This window comes from Ruegeria sp. CDSA089, assembly GCF_059612205.1.
On record NZ_JBXWQD010000005.1, the window covers coordinates 330,472 to 347,152 of the forward strand.

Genomic DNA, 16,681 nt, shown 5'->3' on the forward strand with positions numbered 1-16,681 from the left:
GGTCTCATCCCGTCACCACGACACCGCCATCGACCGCCATGCACTGACCAGTCATCGCTCGGCTGGCCTGCGAGGCCAGAAAAAGCGTAGGCGCAATCATGTCTTCTGGGGTCAGATGTTCTTTCAGGCATTGCCGGTCCAGATGCGAGGCCAGATCTTCGGGCGTGGCCCACATGTCCAGTTGTTTCTGCGTCAGCACCCAGCCGGGGGCCAGCGCGTTGACACGGATATTCCTGGGGCCAAGTTCACGTGCTAATGAGCGGGTCATGCCGGTTATCCCTGCATTCGAAGTGGTGTAGACCGGATAGCCGGCATTGCCCATCATGTAACTGATCGAACTGAAATTGATGATCGCGCCGCCTTCAGTCATCTGACGTGCGGCTTCCTGTGAGGCAAAGAAATACGCCTTGAGGTTCACCTCGATCATCCAATCCCAGAATTCGGGCGTTGTTTCTTCGAGTGAGTGGCGCTTGTCATTGGCTGCGTTGTTGACCAACACGTTGAGCGGTCCGTGCGCCTCGGCAGCTTTGGTCATCGTGGCGCGTAGCAGTTCGGTATCCGTCATATCCCCTTGCAGGAACAGCGGCGCACGACCGTGTTTTTCGCGCATCTCTTCAACAAAAGCACTGGCATCAGACCGGCCGATGAACGCGACATTGGCCCCCTGCGCCATGAACCCGTCGGTTAGCGCAGCGCCAACGCCTGAGCCTCCACCGGTGATATAAACCGAGGCACCGTTTAGGTCGTGGAATGTGGCGGGTTGGCTCATCAGCGGCTCTTTCTGCTTACGGGGCGCGTAGTTTGGCCCGTTTGGAAAAATAATTTGTCGGGCCTCTCACGCGGCCCTGGCAGGCTGACACCAATCGGGCAGCCATTCGGAATGCGCGGTCAGGAGATCGGTGACCAGATTGCGAATTTGCCGCAAGTCCAGTTCCGCAGCTGTATGCGGGTCCATCATCGCGGCGTGATAGATATATTCAGGGTTTTGGTCGACAAGCGCACGCACGGTCAGCTCCTGCACATTGATCTGGCTGCGCATCAGCGCGATCAGTTGCGGAGGGATATCTGTCACGACCGAGGGCTGTACCCCGTTACTATCCACCAGACAGGGCGTTTCAACCGCCGCGCCCAAAGGCAATTGCGGGATTTGGCCGGTGTTGGGCAAGTTGCCATAAGCCACATAAGGCGTGTCGGTTACGATAGCATTCATCAGATCGGCCGCAAATTCGTGGCTGCGCGTCACTGCGATGTCGCGCCCATCCGTCAGGGTCTTTGCCTGTTCTTTCCAACTGACGATTTGTTCCTCGCAGCGGGTGGGATATTCATCCAGCGGAATCGAAAACTGCTCGATCAGGTCCTCACGACCGTCCTTGATGAACCATGGAACATACTCGGCCAGATGCTCGGAACTCTCGGTGCAAAAATAGCCAAGGTGGTCCATCACCTCGTACCGCACTTTGTTGGGACAGCGGGGCATCAACAAAGGCGGCTTCGGGAACCGCCCACCGGCATAGCCCTGACGCAGCGCGGGATAAAGATCGTGTCCTTCATGCTCCAACCGCAGGAAAAAGGCGACGTGGTTTACGCCCGCTACTTTGTAGCGAATATCGCTTTTTGGAAGGTCCAGATCATGGGCCAGTTCTTCGACGGTGTTCTGGACCGAGTGACACAGCCCGACATGTTTGAGCGTCGGGAAACGTTCGGCCAGAGCCCAGGTGTTGATCGCCATGGGGTTGACGTATTGCAACATCGTTGCATTTGGACAAAGCTGCAGCATTTCATGCGCGATATCCCAAAGAACCGGAACCGTGCGCAGGCCCCGCATGATGCCGCCGACGCCCAATGTATCGGCGATGGTCTGGCGCAGCCCGTATTGCTTGGGAATATCGAAATCCGTGACCGTGCAGGGTTTGTAGCCCCCCACCTGAAACGCTGTTACCACGAAATCCGCCCCCTCAAGCACCGCGCGGCGGTCTGAATGGGTCGTGACGGTTGCGCCGGTCCCGACCGAGCGGATCATGGCGCGGGCAACGGTTTCACTTTCTGCCAAGCGGTTCGCGTCGATATCCATCAACGCAAAATGGCTGTCTGCAAGTGCAGGGGTCAGCAGGGCATCGCCGACGATATTCTGCATGAAGATCGTGGAGCCCGCTCCGACGAAGGCAATCTTTGTCATTTTGCAAACCTTTGGTTTGACGTTATTTTACGGCACCGAGGGTCAGACCCGCGATGAAGTGTTTCTGCATCAGGAAGAACATCGCCACGGGCGGTAGCGCCGCGACGATGGAACCAGCGCTCATCAGTTGATAAGCGGCGCGGAATTGGGCGTTAAAGCTGGTGATCCCGGCGGTAACAGGCTGGCTTTCAGCCCCTTGGGTCAACACCACCGCCCAGAAATAGTCGTTCCAGATGAAGGTAAAGATCAGCACGCTCAACGCAGCGATGGCCGGCTTCATCAGCGGCAGAACGACGTACCAAAAGATACGCACCTCGCTAATACCTTCTACCCGCGCGGCCTCGATCAGCTCAAACGGAAGCGCCCGGATGAAGTTGCGCATGAAGAGGGTGCAGAACCCAGTCTGGAAGGCAATGTGAAACAACACCAGCCCGGTTTTGGTGTTGTAGAGGCCCAATTCCAGCGTGAGATCGCGCACCGGCACCATCAGGATTTGGAAAGGCACGAAGTTGCCGGCCACGAAGAGGAAGAAAATCCACAGGTTCGACCTGAACTTGTAGATACCAAGGGCAAATCCAGTCATGCAGCTGAGCGCAACGGCACCAATCACAGTAGGAATGGTGATTAGGAACGAGTTCAACAGATATCGCGGCATGTCCGAGTTGAAGAACACCTGCCCATAGTTGAATGCTCCTTCAAAACTGGACGGCATACCCCAGTAGTTGGCGTTGGTGAAATCCGCCGCGGGTTTGACCGAGAACAGCGCCACCGCCAGCAATGGTCCCAACCACAGCAGCAGGGCAACGGGTAGCATGGCCTGATAGGTGATCTGCGCCGCGCGGGGCTGTTTTTCTATAGGTTTGGGAAACATCTCAGTGTCCCCTTTCTTCGCGGTACATCGACCACAGGAAGTAGGCGATGAAGCACAGCATGATGAGGAACAGAATGACCGCAATGGCGGCACCGTAGCCCATGCGGAATCCATACTCGGACAGGGCAACTTCGAACATGTAGTAGGCCAGCACGCGAGACGAACCGAAAGGACCGCCCTGGGTCATGATCGAAATCAAGTCAAAGCTGCGCAAGGCGCCGATGATTGTAACGACGAAAGCAATGAATGTGGCAGGGCGCAGTTGCGGCAGGATGATGTGCCACAGCATCCGCCAGCCCTTTGCGCCATCCAAGCGGCCGGCTTCAATCTGTTCCGGGTCCACGGCGTTCAAACCTGTCAGATACAGGATCATACAATAAGCGGTTTGCGGCCAGAGACCGGCAACGATGATGCCATAGGTCACGAAACGCTCGTCGCCCAGTACGTTGAGCGGGCCAAGACCGAAGAAGGCGAGGAATTCGTTCAGCAATCCAAAGGTCGGGTCGTAAAACCATGTGAAAACAAGGCCCACAACAACCTGTGAGATCACGAACGGAAAGAAAAACAGCGACTTGTAGAGGCGAATACCCCAAACGGTCTGGTTCAGGAACAGCGCGATGAAAAGTCCTGCAGGGATCGCGGCCAGATACAGTATAAGCCAGATCAGGTTATTCTTGAGTGAGATGAAAAAGGCATCCCGGTCGACCCACTCCCAATAGAGGTCCTCATAGTTGCGAAAGCCTACATATTCCGCAGCACCCAGCCCATCCCACTCATAAAGAGAGAGGTTAAAGGACTGAAAAACTGGAATGATGACGTAGACCATGAAGAACAGCAGGCCAGGGGCAAGGAACAGCCACGGGGCGATGCGCTGCTGGTTGCGGTGAAACCAGCTTTCCTGTTCAGGAGCTTCGGCGGCAATGGTCATGGGGACACTCGGATTGGATCAAAGGAGCAAGGCGGGCTTTACCCGCCTTGCGCAGGTCTTGGTACAAACCGGGCCAGAGGCCCGGTCTGAGCGGATCAGTTGTCGTAGATGCGCTGACGCGCGCGCTCCAGCTTGGCCAGGATGCGGTCGGCATTGTCAGGCTTGACCATGAATTCCTGGAAGCCTTCCATCGACACTTTGGCCATTTCTGCCGGTGCGTCGCGGTCCCAGAACTGGGCGACACCGCCGGGGCTGTTGGACGACAGCATCTCGAAGCCCTGGTTCAGGAATTTGTCGTCATCCACGGCCGATTTTGCGTTGACAGGAAGCTGGCCCAGGTTTTTGCCGTTATTAATTTCGGTCTGTTCGTCAGGCGAGACAACAAAGCGCAGGAATTCACGCGCAGCTTCCTTGTTCGAGGCGTTCGACGGGATGTGGAACGTATCCGTTGGCGCGTCCTCGGCAAGTTCGACATCGGGGTTGATCGACACAAACTGATAGAAATCCAGCTGATCATCGCTCAGACCGGCTTCGCGCAGCGGGGCCACGGCGAAGTTGCCCATCAGATAGGCTGCAGCTTCGCCATTGACCATGAAGGGCAGGGCTTCTTGCCAGCTATAGGTCTGGTGGTTGTCGATGAACGCGCCCATGTCGATCAGCTGTTTCCAATTAGCGAAGGTCTGCTTGACGCGGTCGTCTTCCCAGCTCACTTCGCCATTGGCCAACTGCTGGTGGAAGTCGAAGCCGTTGGTACGCATGTTCAGATAGTCAAACCAGCCGCCTGCGGTCCACAAGAATTTGGTGCCGATCGTATAGCAGGCGCGGCCGGAATCGACGATCTTCTGACAGTTGGCCAGCTCTTCTTCCCATGTGGTCGGCTCGGTCAGACCCAACTCATCGAAGATGTCTTTGCGATAGTAAACACCCCACTGGTAATAAGTATAGGGCACGCCCCATTGCTTTCCGTCGATGGTCATCGCGCCTTTGGTCGAAGCCAGATTGTCGCCAATCTCGGCTTCGGCCCAAAGGTCCGACACGTCTTCGAACAGGCCAGCCTCCACATAGGGCTTCATCCGGTTGGCAGCATACCAGGTGGCAACATCCGGAGTATCAGCAGTCAGAAAGTTGCGGATCTGAGTCTTGTAGGCCTCACGGTCGATCACAGTGGTCTCGATCTCCAGACCAGGGTGTTGCGCCGCAAACCGGTCGATCATCGCTTCCATCGTTGCGCGAGGCGCCGGGTTCGATGTGTCCAGGAAAATGCGCAGCTCGCCGGTCAGTTCAGCTGCTACAGGCGCTGCAAGTGCCACACTCGCCGCCAAAGCTGCCGCAGTGCGCTTGAAGATGGAATTCATGGTGTCCTCCCTTAGATTCCATTTTTTTTGGTTATTTTGGTTCCAAATAATGAAACCTTGTTTTACATATTGAAAACTACACATCGAATCGGTTAATCTTGTCAAGACCCTCGTGACGAAGACGGTGGATCAATGGGAGGATGGAAGGCGCTCGTGGCTGGCGACGGTACTATAGGAAAAGCGTGCGACGTACTGGAACAGGTGGCAGCGTTTGCTCGCCCGGTCCGATTCGCGGAACTTTTGGAAAGCAGCGATTTTCCAAAGGCGACCCTGTATCGCTTTCTTCAAAGCCTGACAAACCAGGGCATGCTGTCATATGACCCGGACCGGCAGACATACGCGCCCGGGCTGCGCCTTGTCCGTTTGGCGCACGCGGCGTGGACCCAAAGTTCGCTTGCCCCGATCGCACGACCTTTTCTGGACGCGCTCAGCCGCGAAACGGGCGAGACTGTACACCTTGCCCAACTGGATTCAGGTCAGGTTCTGTATGTCGACAAGCGCAACGCAACCCAACCGGTAGAAATGTATTCGCAAGCGGGTAAAGTTGGCCCCGCTTATTGCACAGGCGTGGGAAAGGCCATGATGGCATATCTGGACGCTGACGCGCTGGATAAAGCTCTGTCGCAGCAAAGCTTTCATCGGTTTACCGACAAGACCTTGGCGTCGGAACAACTCTTGCGGGCGGATCTCGATGTCATCCGTGCGCGGGGATACGCCGTGGATGATGAAGAACACGAACCGGGCATTATCTGCGTAGCCTGTCCCGTCCTGACCGAAGGGGGGCGGATTTTGGGTGCGATTTCGATCACCGGATCGACGGAACGAATGAGCTTTGATCAGTTGCAGGCATGGGTGCCTCGTGTACGCCGCGTGGCTGATCAAATTGGAATTGAAGCGCAAGCGTGGCGGTTTCCCGAAAGCCGTCCAAACGGATCTAAGGACAGGATGCAAGCGACATGACAGGCGTCACTCTGAACAGTGCGATCAAGCGATATGGTGAGACGCAGGTTATTCACGGAATCGATTTACAGATCGAGGATGGCGAGTTTTGCGTCTTTGTGGGTCCATCTGGGTGCGGCAAATCCACTTTGCTTCGGATGATCGCGGGGCTTGAGGAAACGACAGAGGGTGAGATCCGGATCGGGTCGCGCGATGTGACCCATTTGGACCCGGCCAAACGGGGGGTTGCAATGGTGTTCCAGACCTACGCGCTCTACCCGCATATGACAGTGGCCGAGAATATGGGTTTTGGTCTTCGTATGAACGGCGTCGCCAAGACCGAAATCGACAAGAAGGTACAAGAAGCGTCGAGCATTCTGAAACTCGATCAGTATCTGAAGCGCAAGCCCAAAGCTTTGTCCGGTGGCCAGCGGCAACGTGTTGCTATCGGTCGAGCCATCGTGCGCGGCCCCGAGGTGTTTCTGTTCGATGAGCCTCTGTCCAACTTGGATGCCGAGTTGCGCGTCGAAATGCGGGTCGAGATCGCGCGCCTGCACAATGAAATCGGCGCGACCATGATCTATGTGACCCATGATCAGGTCGAAGCGATGACCATGGCGGACAAGATCGTGGTTCTGCGCGATGGCCGGATCGAACAAGTGGGCGCGCCGATGGACCTCTATCGCGACCCGGACAACCGGTTCGTCGCGGGCTTCATCGGTTCGCCTGCGATGAACTTTTTGGAGTGCGACGTGACAGATGGCCATGTGACGCATCCCGCGTTCAGCCAGCCAGTGCCGGTGACGTCTTCGGTTCCTGCTAACGCAACGAAAGTGACGCTGGGCGTTCGCCCCGAACACCTTCAGGTGGACCGTTCTGGCGACAGTTGCACCGTGGACCTGACCGAAGCTTTGGGGGGTGTCAGTTACTCGCATCTGCTGACCGCGAATGGCGACAAGCTGATCGTGGAAGAGCGGGACGATGAACGCAGCAAGCAAGGCGCACGTATTGGCGTCACCTTCTCGCCCAACCGTGCAATGATGTTCGACGCCGAAACGGGTGAACGGTTGCGGTAAACGCAAACCAGTCCATCGCAGAAGGGCGCCGGTCACGAGACACGGCGCCTTTTGTAGCGCAATTTTGTTGTGGATTTTGTATCCAATATCCGATATCGCAATTGAAACGGCGCATCTCCTGCGCCGCAACCTCAGATTTGTCGAAGGATCGCCGTATGACGACCAATGTTTTCACTGGCACAATGCCAGCGCTCATGACCCCCTGCACAGCGGACCGTCAACCAGATTTCGACGCGTTGGTGCGCAAGGGGCGACAGATGATCGACGCAGGCATGTCTGCGGTTGTCTATTGCGGGTCGATGGGGGATTGGCCTTTGCTGACCGATGCCCAGCGTATGGAAGGGGTTGAACGTCTGGTGGCCGCGGGGCTGCCCGTTGTCGTGGGCACCGGGGCGATCAATACCAAATCCGCTGTGGCCCATGCGGCGCATGCGCAAAAGGTGGGTGCCGTTGGGTTGATGGTGATCCCACGTGTTCTGTCGCGTGGCAGCTCGCCGACCGCGCAGAAGAACCACTTCAAGGCAATCCTGACCGCAGCACCGGATGTGCCTGCGATCATCTATAACAGCCCCTACTACGGGTTCGCCACGCGGGCCGATTTGTTTTTTGCACTGCGAGCCGAGCATCCCAACCTGATCGGCTTCAAAGAGTTCGGCGGCAAAGAAGACCTGCGCTATGCAGCGGAAAATATCACCAGCCAGGACGATCAGGTCACGCTGATGGTTGGCGTTGATACCGAGGTTTATCATGGGTTCGTCAATTGCGGCGCAACCGGCTCGATTACAGGCATCGGCACCGCATTGCCGCGCGAGGCGCTGTTGCTGGCCGAACTGTCCAAGAGGGCAGCCAAAGGTGATGCCGAAGCCCGCCAGCGCGCGCAGGAACTAACCGAGGCGATTCACGTTCTGTCCAGCTTTGACGAAGGGCCGGATCTGGTGCTTTACTACAAGCATCTTCTGGTGCTGGACGGGGACGAGGAATACCGGTTGCACTTCAACGAAACGGACGAGCTGACTGACGCGCAGCGTAACTATTGCGAACAGCAATATGCCTTGTTCGGCGCGTGGTTCGCCAATTGGACGAAACAGGGCGGAGTGATCGCTGAATGCATGTGATCGACAGCCATACCGGAGGCGAGCCCACGCGGGTTATTCTGGATGGTGCACCCGATCTGGGTACTGGGTTGCTGGCCGACCGCGCTCGCAGGCTGGCTACCGATCACGAAGAATTCTACCGCTCGATCATGCTGGAGCCACGCGGTCAACCCGCCATGGTCGGGGCGTTGCTGGTTGAACCGGTCGACGCAACATGCGTAACCGGCGTAATCTATTTCGACGTTGACGCAGTGCTGGGTATGTGTGGCCACGGAACCATCGGGCTGGCGGTGACGCTGGCGCATCTGGGACGTATCGGCATCGGAGAACATCGCATCGAAACCCCCGCTGGTGTGGTGACAGTCACTTTGCACGACGCAAACACAGTGACCGTCCAGAATATCGAAAGCCGCCGGGTGCATCGCGACGTGACGCTGGACGTGCCGGGTCATGGCCAGGTGACCGGCGATGTTGCATATGGCGGAAACTGGTTCTTTATCGTAGATCCCAGCCCGATTGCCGTTGAATCTGCCAATATTCGCAAACTCACCGATATGACGGTCGCTATTCGCGAGGCCTCGATTGCGCAGGGGATAGGCGGCGAACAGGGTGAGCCGATAGACCATGTGATCTTTCAGGGCGCGTCGGATGATCCAGCCATTCACAGCCGCAATTTTGTGCTATGCCCGGACGATAACTATGACCGCTCGCCCTGCGGCACCGGCTGTTCGGCCCGGTTGGCCTGTTTGGCCGCCGATGGCGCGCTGGCCCCCGGCGATGAGATCACGCAGCAGAGCGTTATCGGCAGCACCTATCGCCTGTCTTATCAGCCCGGCCTGGATGGCGGCGTGATCCCCTCCATCACCGGGCAGGCTTATGTCATGGCGGAAACCACGCTGATCTTCCCGGAATCTGACCCGTTCAGAACAGGGATACAAGTTTGAGCGAGCAGGTCGTCATCATCGGGGCTGGGGTAATTGGCATCACGACCGCGCTGGAACTGCAGCGCCGAGGGCATTCGGTTCTGGTGCTGGACAGGGACGGGGTCGCCTCTCAAACCTCGGCGGGGAATGCAGGGGCATTTGCTTTCCCCGAGGTCGAGCCGCTGGCTACGCCCGGTATCATGCGCAAAGCGCCAAAATGGCTGCTGGACCCGCTGGGTCCTTTGTCTATCCCGCCCTCATACGCGCCGAAGATCGCACCGTGGATGTACCGCTTTTGGCGGGCAAGTCGGCCTTCGCGCTATGCGGATCTGCTGGACGCGCAGGCCCGACTGATGCAGGTCTCAAGCTCTGCGTTAGAGCGTTTGATACCGGCCGTCGAGGGCGAGACGATGATGCAGCGCGATGGACAGATGCAACTTTACGAATCCGAAGCTGAGTTCCGCATCAGTTTGCCCGCTTGGGACCAGCGGCGCGCGCATGGGATTGAATTCGAACTGCTTGAAACGCGCGAAGCGATAGCCGAGAAACAACCGGGCCTCAGCCCCCGCTTCACCCATGCAGGGTTTACGCCGAACTGGATGAATACAATCGATCCAAAGACGTGGGTCCAACATCTGGCCAAAGCATTCAGCGACCGGCAAGGGCGGATCGAGACGCGCGGCGTCCGGGCCCTGACCCCACTGGAACATGGGACACGCATCACCCTTGAGGATGGAACGTTGGATGCGGCAAAGGTCGTCGTCGCGGCGGGCGCGTGGTCGCACCATCTGGCACAAACGCTGGGCGATCACATCCCCCTTGAGACCGAGCGCGGCTACAATACGACCCTGCCGCCGGGCGCCTTCGATCTGCGGATGCATCTGACGTTTTCCGGCCACGGCTTTGTAGCCAGTCGGATCAACGGCGGCGTGCGCATCGGTGGTGCGGTCGAATTGGGAGGGCTCTCCCTGCCACCCAATTTCAAACGCGCCGAGACTCTGCTGAACAAGGCCGCGCAGTTCATGCCTGGACTGAACACGCAAGGGGGCACACAGTGGATGGGCTTTCGACCATCGCTGCCAGATAGTATCCCGGTCATCGGGCCGTCCCCCAACGCGCCCGATGTGATCTATTCGTTCGGACATGGCCATCTGGGGCTGACGCAATCCGCAGGCACCGCCGAATTGGTTGGTGCGTTGCTGGACGGGACGCAGCCGCCCATCTCGATGAACCCCTATTCCGCCACTCGGTTTTAGGGAGGTCAGATGCGCAGCGTGAAAACCATCCACATCATCTCCGCCCACGCAGAAGGCGAGGTGGGCGATGTCATCGTCGGGGGCGTTTTGCCTCCGCCCGGTGAGACCCTCTGGGATCAGCGGTCCTTCATCGCGCGGGACCAGACGCTGCGCAACTTCGTGCTCAATGAGCCGCGCGGCGGCGTGTTTCGGCATGTGAACCTTCTGGTGCCGCCCAAACACCCCGAGGCGGATGCAGCGTTTATCATCATGGAGCCCGAGGATACGCCGCCTATGTCCGGGTCGAATTCCATCTGCGTAGCGACCGTGCTGCTGGATAGCGGGATGATCCCCATGGAGGAACCCGTCACGCATCTGACGCTCGAGGCCCCCGGCGGGCTGGTCCGCGTGCGGGCCGACTGTCGCAATGGCACGGCCGAGCGCATCTATGTGCAGAACCTACACAGCTTCGCCGACCGGCTTGCGGCATCGTTGGAGGTTCCGGGGCTCGGGCACCTGACAGTGGACACCGCCTATGGCGGCGATAGTTTCGTCGTGGTCGACGCGACGCAGCTTGGCTTTGACATCGTCGAATCTGAGGCACGTGAGCTGGCGCGTGTTGGCGTTGCAATCACCAATGCTGCGAATGAACAACTCGGTTTCCGGCACCCCGAAAACCCAGACTGGACCCATATCTCGTTTTGCGCATTCTGTGGCCCGGTTGAGAAGACAGAAACCGGGCTGCGGGGCAAATCCGCCGTCGCTATTCAACCGGGCAAGATCGACCGCTCGCCCACAGGAACTGCTGTATCGGCGCGCATGGCCCTGATGGCCGCCAAGGGTGAACTGGCCGTTGGGCAGACGTTCGAGGCCGTCTCGATCATCGGCTCGCGCTTTACCGGCAAAATTCTGGACACCGCAACAGTCGGGTCGCACCCCGCCATCATCCCCGAAATCAGCGGTCGCGGCTGGATCACCGGCACTCATCAACACATGCTGGACCCCAGCGATCCCTGGCCGGGCGGCTACAAGCTGAGCGACACCTGGGGCGTCTGAAAATTGAGCGCGACAGGGTGATTGACGCGATTTTCCGCAAACCGTGTCAAAATGCGCGGTCAGATGTGATTGATCCCAAGCCAAACGTGATTTAAGGGAGGCCCTGTCAAATCAGAGTCACCGTTGGGGCACCAGGATAGCCGTGCCCCGCCTATGCCACTCGAAAGTGGCCAACTCTTGGAACGCACGCCCCGAAAGGCTTTAAAAAAGGTAAAAGAATATGGCAGATAAATCAGACTTCGACATATTGTATACCATTGTAGACGAAGCGCCCGAGCTGGCCAGCGCCTCGTTCCTGCCCATCATCCGCAAGTTCGCATCCGCCGCAGGCGTAAGCGTTGGGACCAAGGATATCTCGCTGGCCGGACGTATTCTGGCGACCTTCCCCGAGAACCTGACTGACGCGCAGCGCATCACCGATGATCTGGCCGCCCTGGGTGAACTGGTGAAGACACCCGAAGCGAATGTGATCAAGCTGCCCAACATCTCGGCCTCGGTCCCGCAATTGGTGGCCGCCGTCGACGAGCTGCAATCGCAGGGTTACAACATTCCGAACTATCCCGAAGAACCCTCGAGTGACGAAGAAAAGGCTATTCGCGCGCGCTATGACGCCATCAAGGGCTCGGCCGTGAACCCGGTTCTGCGCGAAGGCAACAGCGACCGTCGCGCGGCAAAGGCCGTGAAGAACTACGCCCAGAAGAACCCGCATTCGATGGGCGAATGGGTCTCGGACAGCAAAACCAAAGTGTCGTCCATGCCCGGCAACGATTTCTACGCAAATGAGAAATCGGCCACCATCTCCACAGACCAAGCAGGCGACGCAAGGATTGAATTCGTCGGCAAAGATGGCAGCACCACCGTTTTGAAAGACGGCTGGCCGTTGGCGGAAGGCACCGTGGCCGACGCGACATTCATGTCGGTCAAAGCTCTGTCCGCGTTTCTGGCCGAGGCCATCGAGGACACCAAAGCAGACGGCACGATGTTCTCGCTGCACATGAAAGCCACCATGATGAAGGTCTCGGACCCAATCATTTTTGGCTATGCGGTAAAGACGTGGCTGGCCCCGGTGTTTGACAAATTCGGCGCGGAACTGGATGCGCTGGGTGTGAACCCGAACTCGGGCCTTGGCGACCTGTTGGAGCGTGTCCAGGCCAATGCCGATATCATGGCCGCCATCGACGCGATAAAGGGCGACCGCCCGTCCATGTATATGGTCGACAGCGATAAAGGCATCACCAACCTGCACGTGCCCTCGGACGTGATCATCGACGCCTCGATGCCCGCCGTGATCCGCGCGGGTGGCAAAGGCTGGGATGAGGCAGGCGCCAAGGGTGACACCAACTGCGTGATCCCCGACCGTTGCTATGCGTCCGTCTATGACGAAGCGATTAACTTCTTCAAAGACAATGGCGCGCTGAACCCGGCCACCGCCGGCGCGGTCGCCAATGTGGGCCTGATGGCGCAGAAGGCCGAAGAATACGGCAGCCACCCGACGACGTTCCAGGCACCCGCCGACGGCACCATTCGCATCGTTCTGGCCAATGGTGACGTGCTACATTCGCACGACGTCGAAAAGGGTGACATCTGGCGGTCCTGCACCGTCAAGAAAGCCCCGATCGAGAACTGGATTCAGCTGGCTATGGACCGTCAGCGCCTGACCGGGTCCGAGGCGATCTTCTGGCTGGACGCAAACCGCGCACATGACGCTGAGTTGATCAAATACGTCAAACCGGCGCTTGAGGCCGCAGGCGTGGCTGACAAGTTCATGATCTTGGCACCGCGCGAAGCGACCCGCCAGTCGCTGGAGACTATTACAGCGGGCAACGACTCGATTGCAATCACCGGCAACGTGCTGCGCGATTATCTGACCGACCTGTTCCCGATCCTCGAACTGGGCACCTCGGCCAAGATGCTGTCCATCGTCAAGCTGATGAATGGCGGTGGCCTGTTCGAAACCGGCGCGGGTGGTTCCGCCCCGAAGCACGTGCAGCAGCTGGTCGAGGAAAGCCATCTGCGATGGGATTCGATGGGTGAATTCTGCGCGTTGGGCGAGTCGCTGAACTTCCTGGCCGACAGCAAAGGTAATGCCAAGGCGGGCGTTCTGGGCGCGGCAGCCGAAGCCGCGACGCAGGGCATTCTGGACAACAACCGCTCGCCCAGCCGCAAGGTCGGCCAGCCCGATAACCGCGACAGCCACTACTGGTTTGCGCGCTACTGGGCCGAGGCTTTGGCGGCGCAATCGGACGATGCCGACCTGGCCGCCGAGTTCGCGCCTTTGGCCAAAGCGCTGGCCGATAACGAAGAAGCGATCCTGTCCGAGCTGGCCTCGGCGCAGGGTGGGGCGGCTGATCTGGGCGGCTATTACCACACCGATCCGGCCAAGACCGCCAAGATTATGCGCCCCAGCGCCACGCTGAATGCGTTGATAGACGCATAAAACACCGCGAACGCGCACATTATCAAAAATAGAAAAAGGGCCGACCCCCAAAGTCGGCCCTTTATTAGAGTGAGTAGGAAAGAACTGCGCCTTTCCGATCGAGGTTCTTGGTCTGCAACGCCTGCTATGCGGCGGCGTCGCAAAAAAGGGGCCGATCGTGTGACCAGCCCCAATCTATTAGTTCGATGCTGCGTTCAGCTTTTCATTCTGCTCGCGCAGCGTGTCCGAAATGATCGCATACCATTCGCCACTTTCGCGCATCTCGTTCAGGCCCTTGTTCATCATGGCGATGTATTCGCGTGCGAACGGGTTGGTGCGGTGCGCCAGGAAACTCATTGACGACAGGGTCGAAACATAGGGGTTTTCCACGATGTCAGCCGACGTAAGGCCCATGTCTTTCTTCGTGGCCGCAAACAATTCAACTTCGAACGCTGCGACATCGGCGGTACCAGTCAGAACCGCATCCAAGCATTCGCGGGCCGAGTTGGGTTGAACCACGGTGGTGTTGCTGCGGTTCAGGCCAACCTCTTCCAGAACGACCATGCTCCAACCGGCCATCCGGCAGATGGTTGCGCCTTCGAAATCCGAGAAGGAGGTTGCGTCGACATATTCGCTCTCGGGCAGGGTGAAAAAGCCGCCTACGACGTCATAGACCGGAACCGAAGCCACAAATTGCGAGCAGCGTGCTTCGGTTTCTTCGGACCATTCATAGGTGCGGTTGGTGCAATCCGGAACTGTCCAGGCGATCGAGATATCGAACGCGCCAAGCGGCAGCAGCGTATCCAGGTGCGATGCCCAATCATCCACAAAGCTGACCGAATATTCACGCTGGTTTCCTGCACGCTGGAGGCTGGTGGTCGCCAGACGGGTCATGATACCGCCGCCGCCCAGACCTTCGCTGGTGAAAGGTTCCCAGCCATTGCCGGCAACCATCTTGATCGGCGGAGCGTAGACATTCGAACGTTTGACACTGGCGGCGCGCTGCTCTTCGGCGGCGATGATGTCCTGCGCGCTCTGGCCGTTCGGCAGGCTGCCATCGTCACAGGGCAAGGCCAGAACCAGACCGGGCTCCAGCGCGTTGGGGTTGGTGATGTCATTGCGGTTCGCGTTGAAGATCGGCTGATAGTTTGAGGTGCCATAGGCCGCGATGGCAATGGTTGCCATCGTGTCGCCATCCTGCACGGTGTAGTTGGTACACGCTTCCTGAGCCGCCGCCGCGCCAGCGCTGAGGGCAGTTACAGCCGTGGCCGACAATGCCACCTTCTTCAGATTGAAATTAAACATGTCTCGTCCTCCAGACTTTTGTTGTTTTCAGGCCAGTTGGGGCCTTATCCATTTTCCATTTGATAGCGCAGAGCGGTTGAGACGATGTCCCGCCACTCTCCGGATTGCTGCATGATCGACAGACCCTGGTTGAGCGTCTCAAGGATCGCTTCCCCATCCGGATTATCTCTGTGGGTCATGATGTTAAGCGACTTGATCGCCGCAAGGTTGGGGTTTTCTACAATGCGATGTTCATAGCCAAGGCGCGCAATTGCTTCGACCGCCAGATGCGCTTCGACCGCGACGATATCGGCCGTACCGTCCATCAAGGCGTGGAAGCAGTCGTCAGGCGACACCGGGCGCAGCATCGAAATCGCTGGCTCATACAGACCCACCGCATCCATATGCGACAGTGACCAGCCTTCGGGGCGGCAGATCGTGGTACCCGCGAAATCGGCATAGGTCAGGGTCTGCTCATAGCCCGAGCCTTCACGGGCAAAGAAGGTATCCACAACCTCGTAGAACGGGTTCGAGAAGTTGTAGGTCTCGCACCGGTTCCGGTCAGTTTCAGACAGGGCGGCGGGTTCTTCGCAATTCGGGCGCGACCAAGGGAAGGTTGCGTCAAAGGCCAGCGTCGGCATCAACAGGTCCAGATGCGAGGACCAGTCATTCACGAACTGGATCTTGTACCCTTGCTCGGGCGCGGCGCGCAGCATCGCGGTCTCAACCAGATTGGTGTAAAGGCCACGGTGGGGCAGGGCCTCATCGGTGAAAGGCGCATAATTGCCGCCTGTGATCAACAGCAGCTGACGATCCTGAAACTCGGGACGGCCACTTGTATCGGCGTCGCGGATCAGCGCAGCGGCTTCGGCGCGGGCAGCTTCGATTTCTGTCTTGGCGGCAGCTTTGGCCTCAAGCACCGCGTCTTCGCTGGCCTGTTTGGCCTCGGCCTCAGCGGCGGCCACGCGGGCTTCGGCCTCAGCTATGGCTTTTGCGGCACGTTCCTCAGCGGCTTTGACCAGTTCAGACGCCATCTCGGCGGCCATGGCTTCGGCCTCGGTCGCAGGTGGTTCCGGCGCGCGGCCCACGTCTTCCAGACAGGGCATTGTCAGAACGTCGCCCACGCGAATGATGTTGGGATTGTTCCCGATCACATCGCGGTTGGCGTCAAAGATGATGCTGAAGTCTTCGGTCGAATAGACCTGAATGGCCAGCTCGCGCAGGCTGTCGCCGCGCTTGATTTCGTAGGTCGAGCACGCCTCTTGCGCCGAGGCGACACCTGTTGCCGCCGCAAGAGCCAGGCTGGAGATGATCAGTTGAGGTCTCAT

General features: G+C 58.4%; 14 protein-coding genes. 7 read left to right on the forward strand and 7 right to left on the reverse strand.

The genetic code is table 11. The features are described 5' to 3' along the window. Nucleotides 1-4: 4 nt before the first annotated feature. The 5 genes from AC2FJ6_RS14255 to AC2FJ6_RS14275 form a co-directional block, all read right to left on the reverse strand. The gene (locus AC2FJ6_RS14255; protein ID WP_170773505.1) at nucleotides 5-769 is read right to left on the reverse strand and encodes an SDR family NAD(P)-dependent oxidoreductase; all 765 of its coding nucleotides are present in this window, start codon (nucleotides 767-769) and stop codon (nucleotides 5-7) included. 66 nt (nucleotides 770-835) lie between these two features. Then, nucleotides 836-2,176 carry an alpha-glucosidase/alpha-galactosidase gene (locus tag AC2FJ6_RS14260; RefSeq protein WP_496669376.1) on the reverse strand — a complete coding sequence of 447 codons (1,341 nt, stop codon included), beginning with the start codon at nucleotides 2,174-2,176 and terminating at the stop codon, nucleotides 836-838. A 22-nt stretch (nucleotides 2,177-2,198) separates the two neighbouring features. Continuing rightward, entirely contained in the window at nucleotides 2,199-3,047 is an 849-nt protein-coding gene (locus AC2FJ6_RS14265; RefSeq protein ID WP_170773509.1) for a carbohydrate ABC transporter permease, read from the reverse strand. 1 nt (nucleotide 3,048) lies between these two features. Then, nucleotides 3,049-3,975 (reverse strand): carbohydrate ABC transporter permease, encoded by a 927-nt coding sequence (locus tag AC2FJ6_RS14270; RefSeq protein WP_170773511.1) that lies wholly within the window; start codon nucleotides 3,973-3,975, stop codon nucleotides 3,049-3,051. A 95-nt stretch (nucleotides 3,976-4,070) separates the two neighbouring features. Then, nucleotides 4,071-5,330 carry an ABC transporter substrate-binding protein gene (locus AC2FJ6_RS14275; RefSeq protein ID WP_170773513.1) on the reverse strand — a complete coding sequence of 420 codons (1,260 nt, stop codon included), beginning with the start codon at nucleotides 5,328-5,330 and terminating at the stop codon, nucleotides 4,071-4,073. 153 nt (nucleotides 5,331-5,483) lie between these two features. Here AC2FJ6_RS14275 and AC2FJ6_RS14280 point away from each other — a divergent pair, with 153 nt between their 5' ends. The 7 genes from AC2FJ6_RS14280 to AC2FJ6_RS14310 all read left to right on the forward strand — a co-directional run bounded on the left by AC2FJ6_RS14280 (nucleotide 5,484) and on the right by AC2FJ6_RS14310 (nucleotide 14,090). Beyond that, the gene (locus tag AC2FJ6_RS14280; RefSeq protein WP_170773516.1) at nucleotides 5,484-6,290 is read left to right on the forward strand and encodes an IclR family transcriptional regulator; all 807 of its coding nucleotides are present in this window, start codon (nucleotides 5,484-5,486) and stop codon (nucleotides 6,288-6,290) included. Next, nucleotides 6,287-7,345, forward strand: coding sequence for an ABC transporter ATP-binding protein (locus tag AC2FJ6_RS14285; RefSeq protein WP_496669379.1), 1,059 nt, complete (start codon nucleotides 6,287-6,289; stop codon nucleotides 7,343-7,345). The genes AC2FJ6_RS14280 and AC2FJ6_RS14285 overlap by 4 nt, the downstream gene beginning before the upstream one ends. 155 nt (nucleotides 7,346-7,500) lie before the next feature. After that, nucleotides 7,501-8,460, forward strand: a complete 960-nt coding sequence (locus AC2FJ6_RS14290; protein ID WP_170773520.1) for a dihydrodipicolinate synthase family protein — start codon at nucleotides 7,501-7,503, stop codon at nucleotides 8,458-8,460. Then, entirely contained in the window at nucleotides 8,451-9,383 is a 933-nt protein-coding gene (locus AC2FJ6_RS14295; protein WP_170773521.1) for a 4-hydroxyproline epimerase, read from the forward strand. Before AC2FJ6_RS14290 ends, AC2FJ6_RS14295 begins: the two co-directional genes overlap by 10 nt. Beyond that, nucleotides 9,380-10,618, forward strand: a complete 1,239-nt coding sequence (locus AC2FJ6_RS14300) for an NAD(P)/FAD-dependent oxidoreductase (RefSeq protein WP_170773522.1) — start codon at nucleotides 9,380-9,382, stop codon at nucleotides 10,616-10,618. Before AC2FJ6_RS14295 ends, AC2FJ6_RS14300 begins: the two co-directional genes overlap by 4 nt. A gap of 9 nt (nucleotides 10,619-10,627) precedes the next feature. Then, nucleotides 10,628-11,653 (forward strand): trans-3-hydroxy-L-proline dehydratase, encoded by a 1,026-nt coding sequence (locus AC2FJ6_RS14305; protein WP_170773523.1) that lies wholly within the window; start codon nucleotides 10,628-10,630, stop codon nucleotides 11,651-11,653. A 220-nt stretch (nucleotides 11,654-11,873) separates the two neighbouring features. Beyond that, entirely contained in the window at nucleotides 11,874-14,090 is a 2,217-nt protein-coding gene (locus AC2FJ6_RS14310; protein WP_170773524.1) for an NADP-dependent isocitrate dehydrogenase, read from the forward strand. Between the two features lie 177 nt (nucleotides 14,091-14,267). Here the strand turns inward: AC2FJ6_RS14310 and AC2FJ6_RS14315 are convergent, their stop codons facing one another. Together AC2FJ6_RS14315 and AC2FJ6_RS14320 are read right to left on the reverse strand one after the other, a co-directional pair. Beyond that, entirely contained in the window at nucleotides 14,268-15,374 is a 1,107-nt protein-coding gene (locus tag AC2FJ6_RS14315; RefSeq protein ID WP_170773525.1) for a LysM peptidoglycan-binding domain-containing protein, read from the reverse strand. Nucleotides 15,375-15,418: 44 nt separating this feature from the next. Continuing rightward, nucleotides 15,419-16,681 carry a peptidoglycan-binding protein LysM gene (locus AC2FJ6_RS14320; RefSeq protein ID WP_496669381.1) on the reverse strand — a complete coding sequence of 421 codons (1,263 nt, stop codon included), beginning with the start codon at nucleotides 16,679-16,681 and terminating at the stop codon, nucleotides 15,419-15,421.

What these genes read in the sequence shown, in the direction of transcription:
- AC2FJ6_RS14255 (WP_170773505.1), bottom strand. Translation starts at nt 769, where the DNA reads ATGAGCCAACCCGCCACATTCCACGACCTAAACGGTGCCTCGGTTTAT.
- AC2FJ6_RS14260 (WP_496669376.1), bottom strand. Translation starts at nt 2,176, where the DNA reads ATGACAAAGATTGCCTTCGTCGGAGCGGGCTCCACGATCTTCATGCAG.
- AC2FJ6_RS14265 (WP_170773509.1), bottom strand. Translation starts at nt 3,047, where the DNA reads ATGTTTCCCAAACCTATAGAAAAACAGCCCCGCGCGGCGCAGATCACC.
- AC2FJ6_RS14270 (WP_170773511.1), bottom strand. Translation starts at nt 3,975, where the DNA reads ATGACCATTGCCGCCGAAGCTCCTGAACAGGAAAGCTGGTTTCACCGC.
- AC2FJ6_RS14275 (WP_170773513.1), bottom strand. Translation starts at nt 5,330, where the DNA reads ATGAATTCCATCTTCAAGCGCACTGCGGCAGCTTTGGCGGCGAGTGTG.
- AC2FJ6_RS14285 (WP_496669379.1), top strand. Translation starts at nt 6,287, where the DNA reads ATGACAGGCGTCACTCTGAACAGTGCGATCAAGCGATATGGTGAGACG.
- AC2FJ6_RS14290 (WP_170773520.1), top strand. Translation starts at nt 7,501, where the DNA reads ATGACGACCAATGTTTTCACTGGCACAATGCCAGCGCTCATGACCCCC.
- AC2FJ6_RS14295 (WP_170773521.1), top strand. Translation starts at nt 8,451, where the DNA reads ATGCATGTGATCGACAGCCATACCGGAGGCGAGCCCACGCGGGTTATT.
- AC2FJ6_RS14305 (WP_170773523.1), top strand. Translation starts at nt 10,628, where the DNA reads ATGCGCAGCGTGAAAACCATCCACATCATCTCCGCCCACGCAGAAGGC.
- AC2FJ6_RS14310 (WP_170773524.1), top strand. Translation starts at nt 11,874, where the DNA reads ATGGCAGATAAATCAGACTTCGACATATTGTATACCATTGTAGACGAA.
- AC2FJ6_RS14315 (WP_170773525.1), bottom strand. Translation starts at nt 15,374, where the DNA reads ATGTTTAATTTCAATCTGAAGAAGGTGGCATTGTCGGCCACGGCTGTA.
- AC2FJ6_RS14320 (WP_496669381.1), bottom strand. Translation starts at nt 16,681, where the DNA reads ATGAGACCTCAACTGATCATCTCCAGCCTGGCTCTTGCGGCGGCAACA.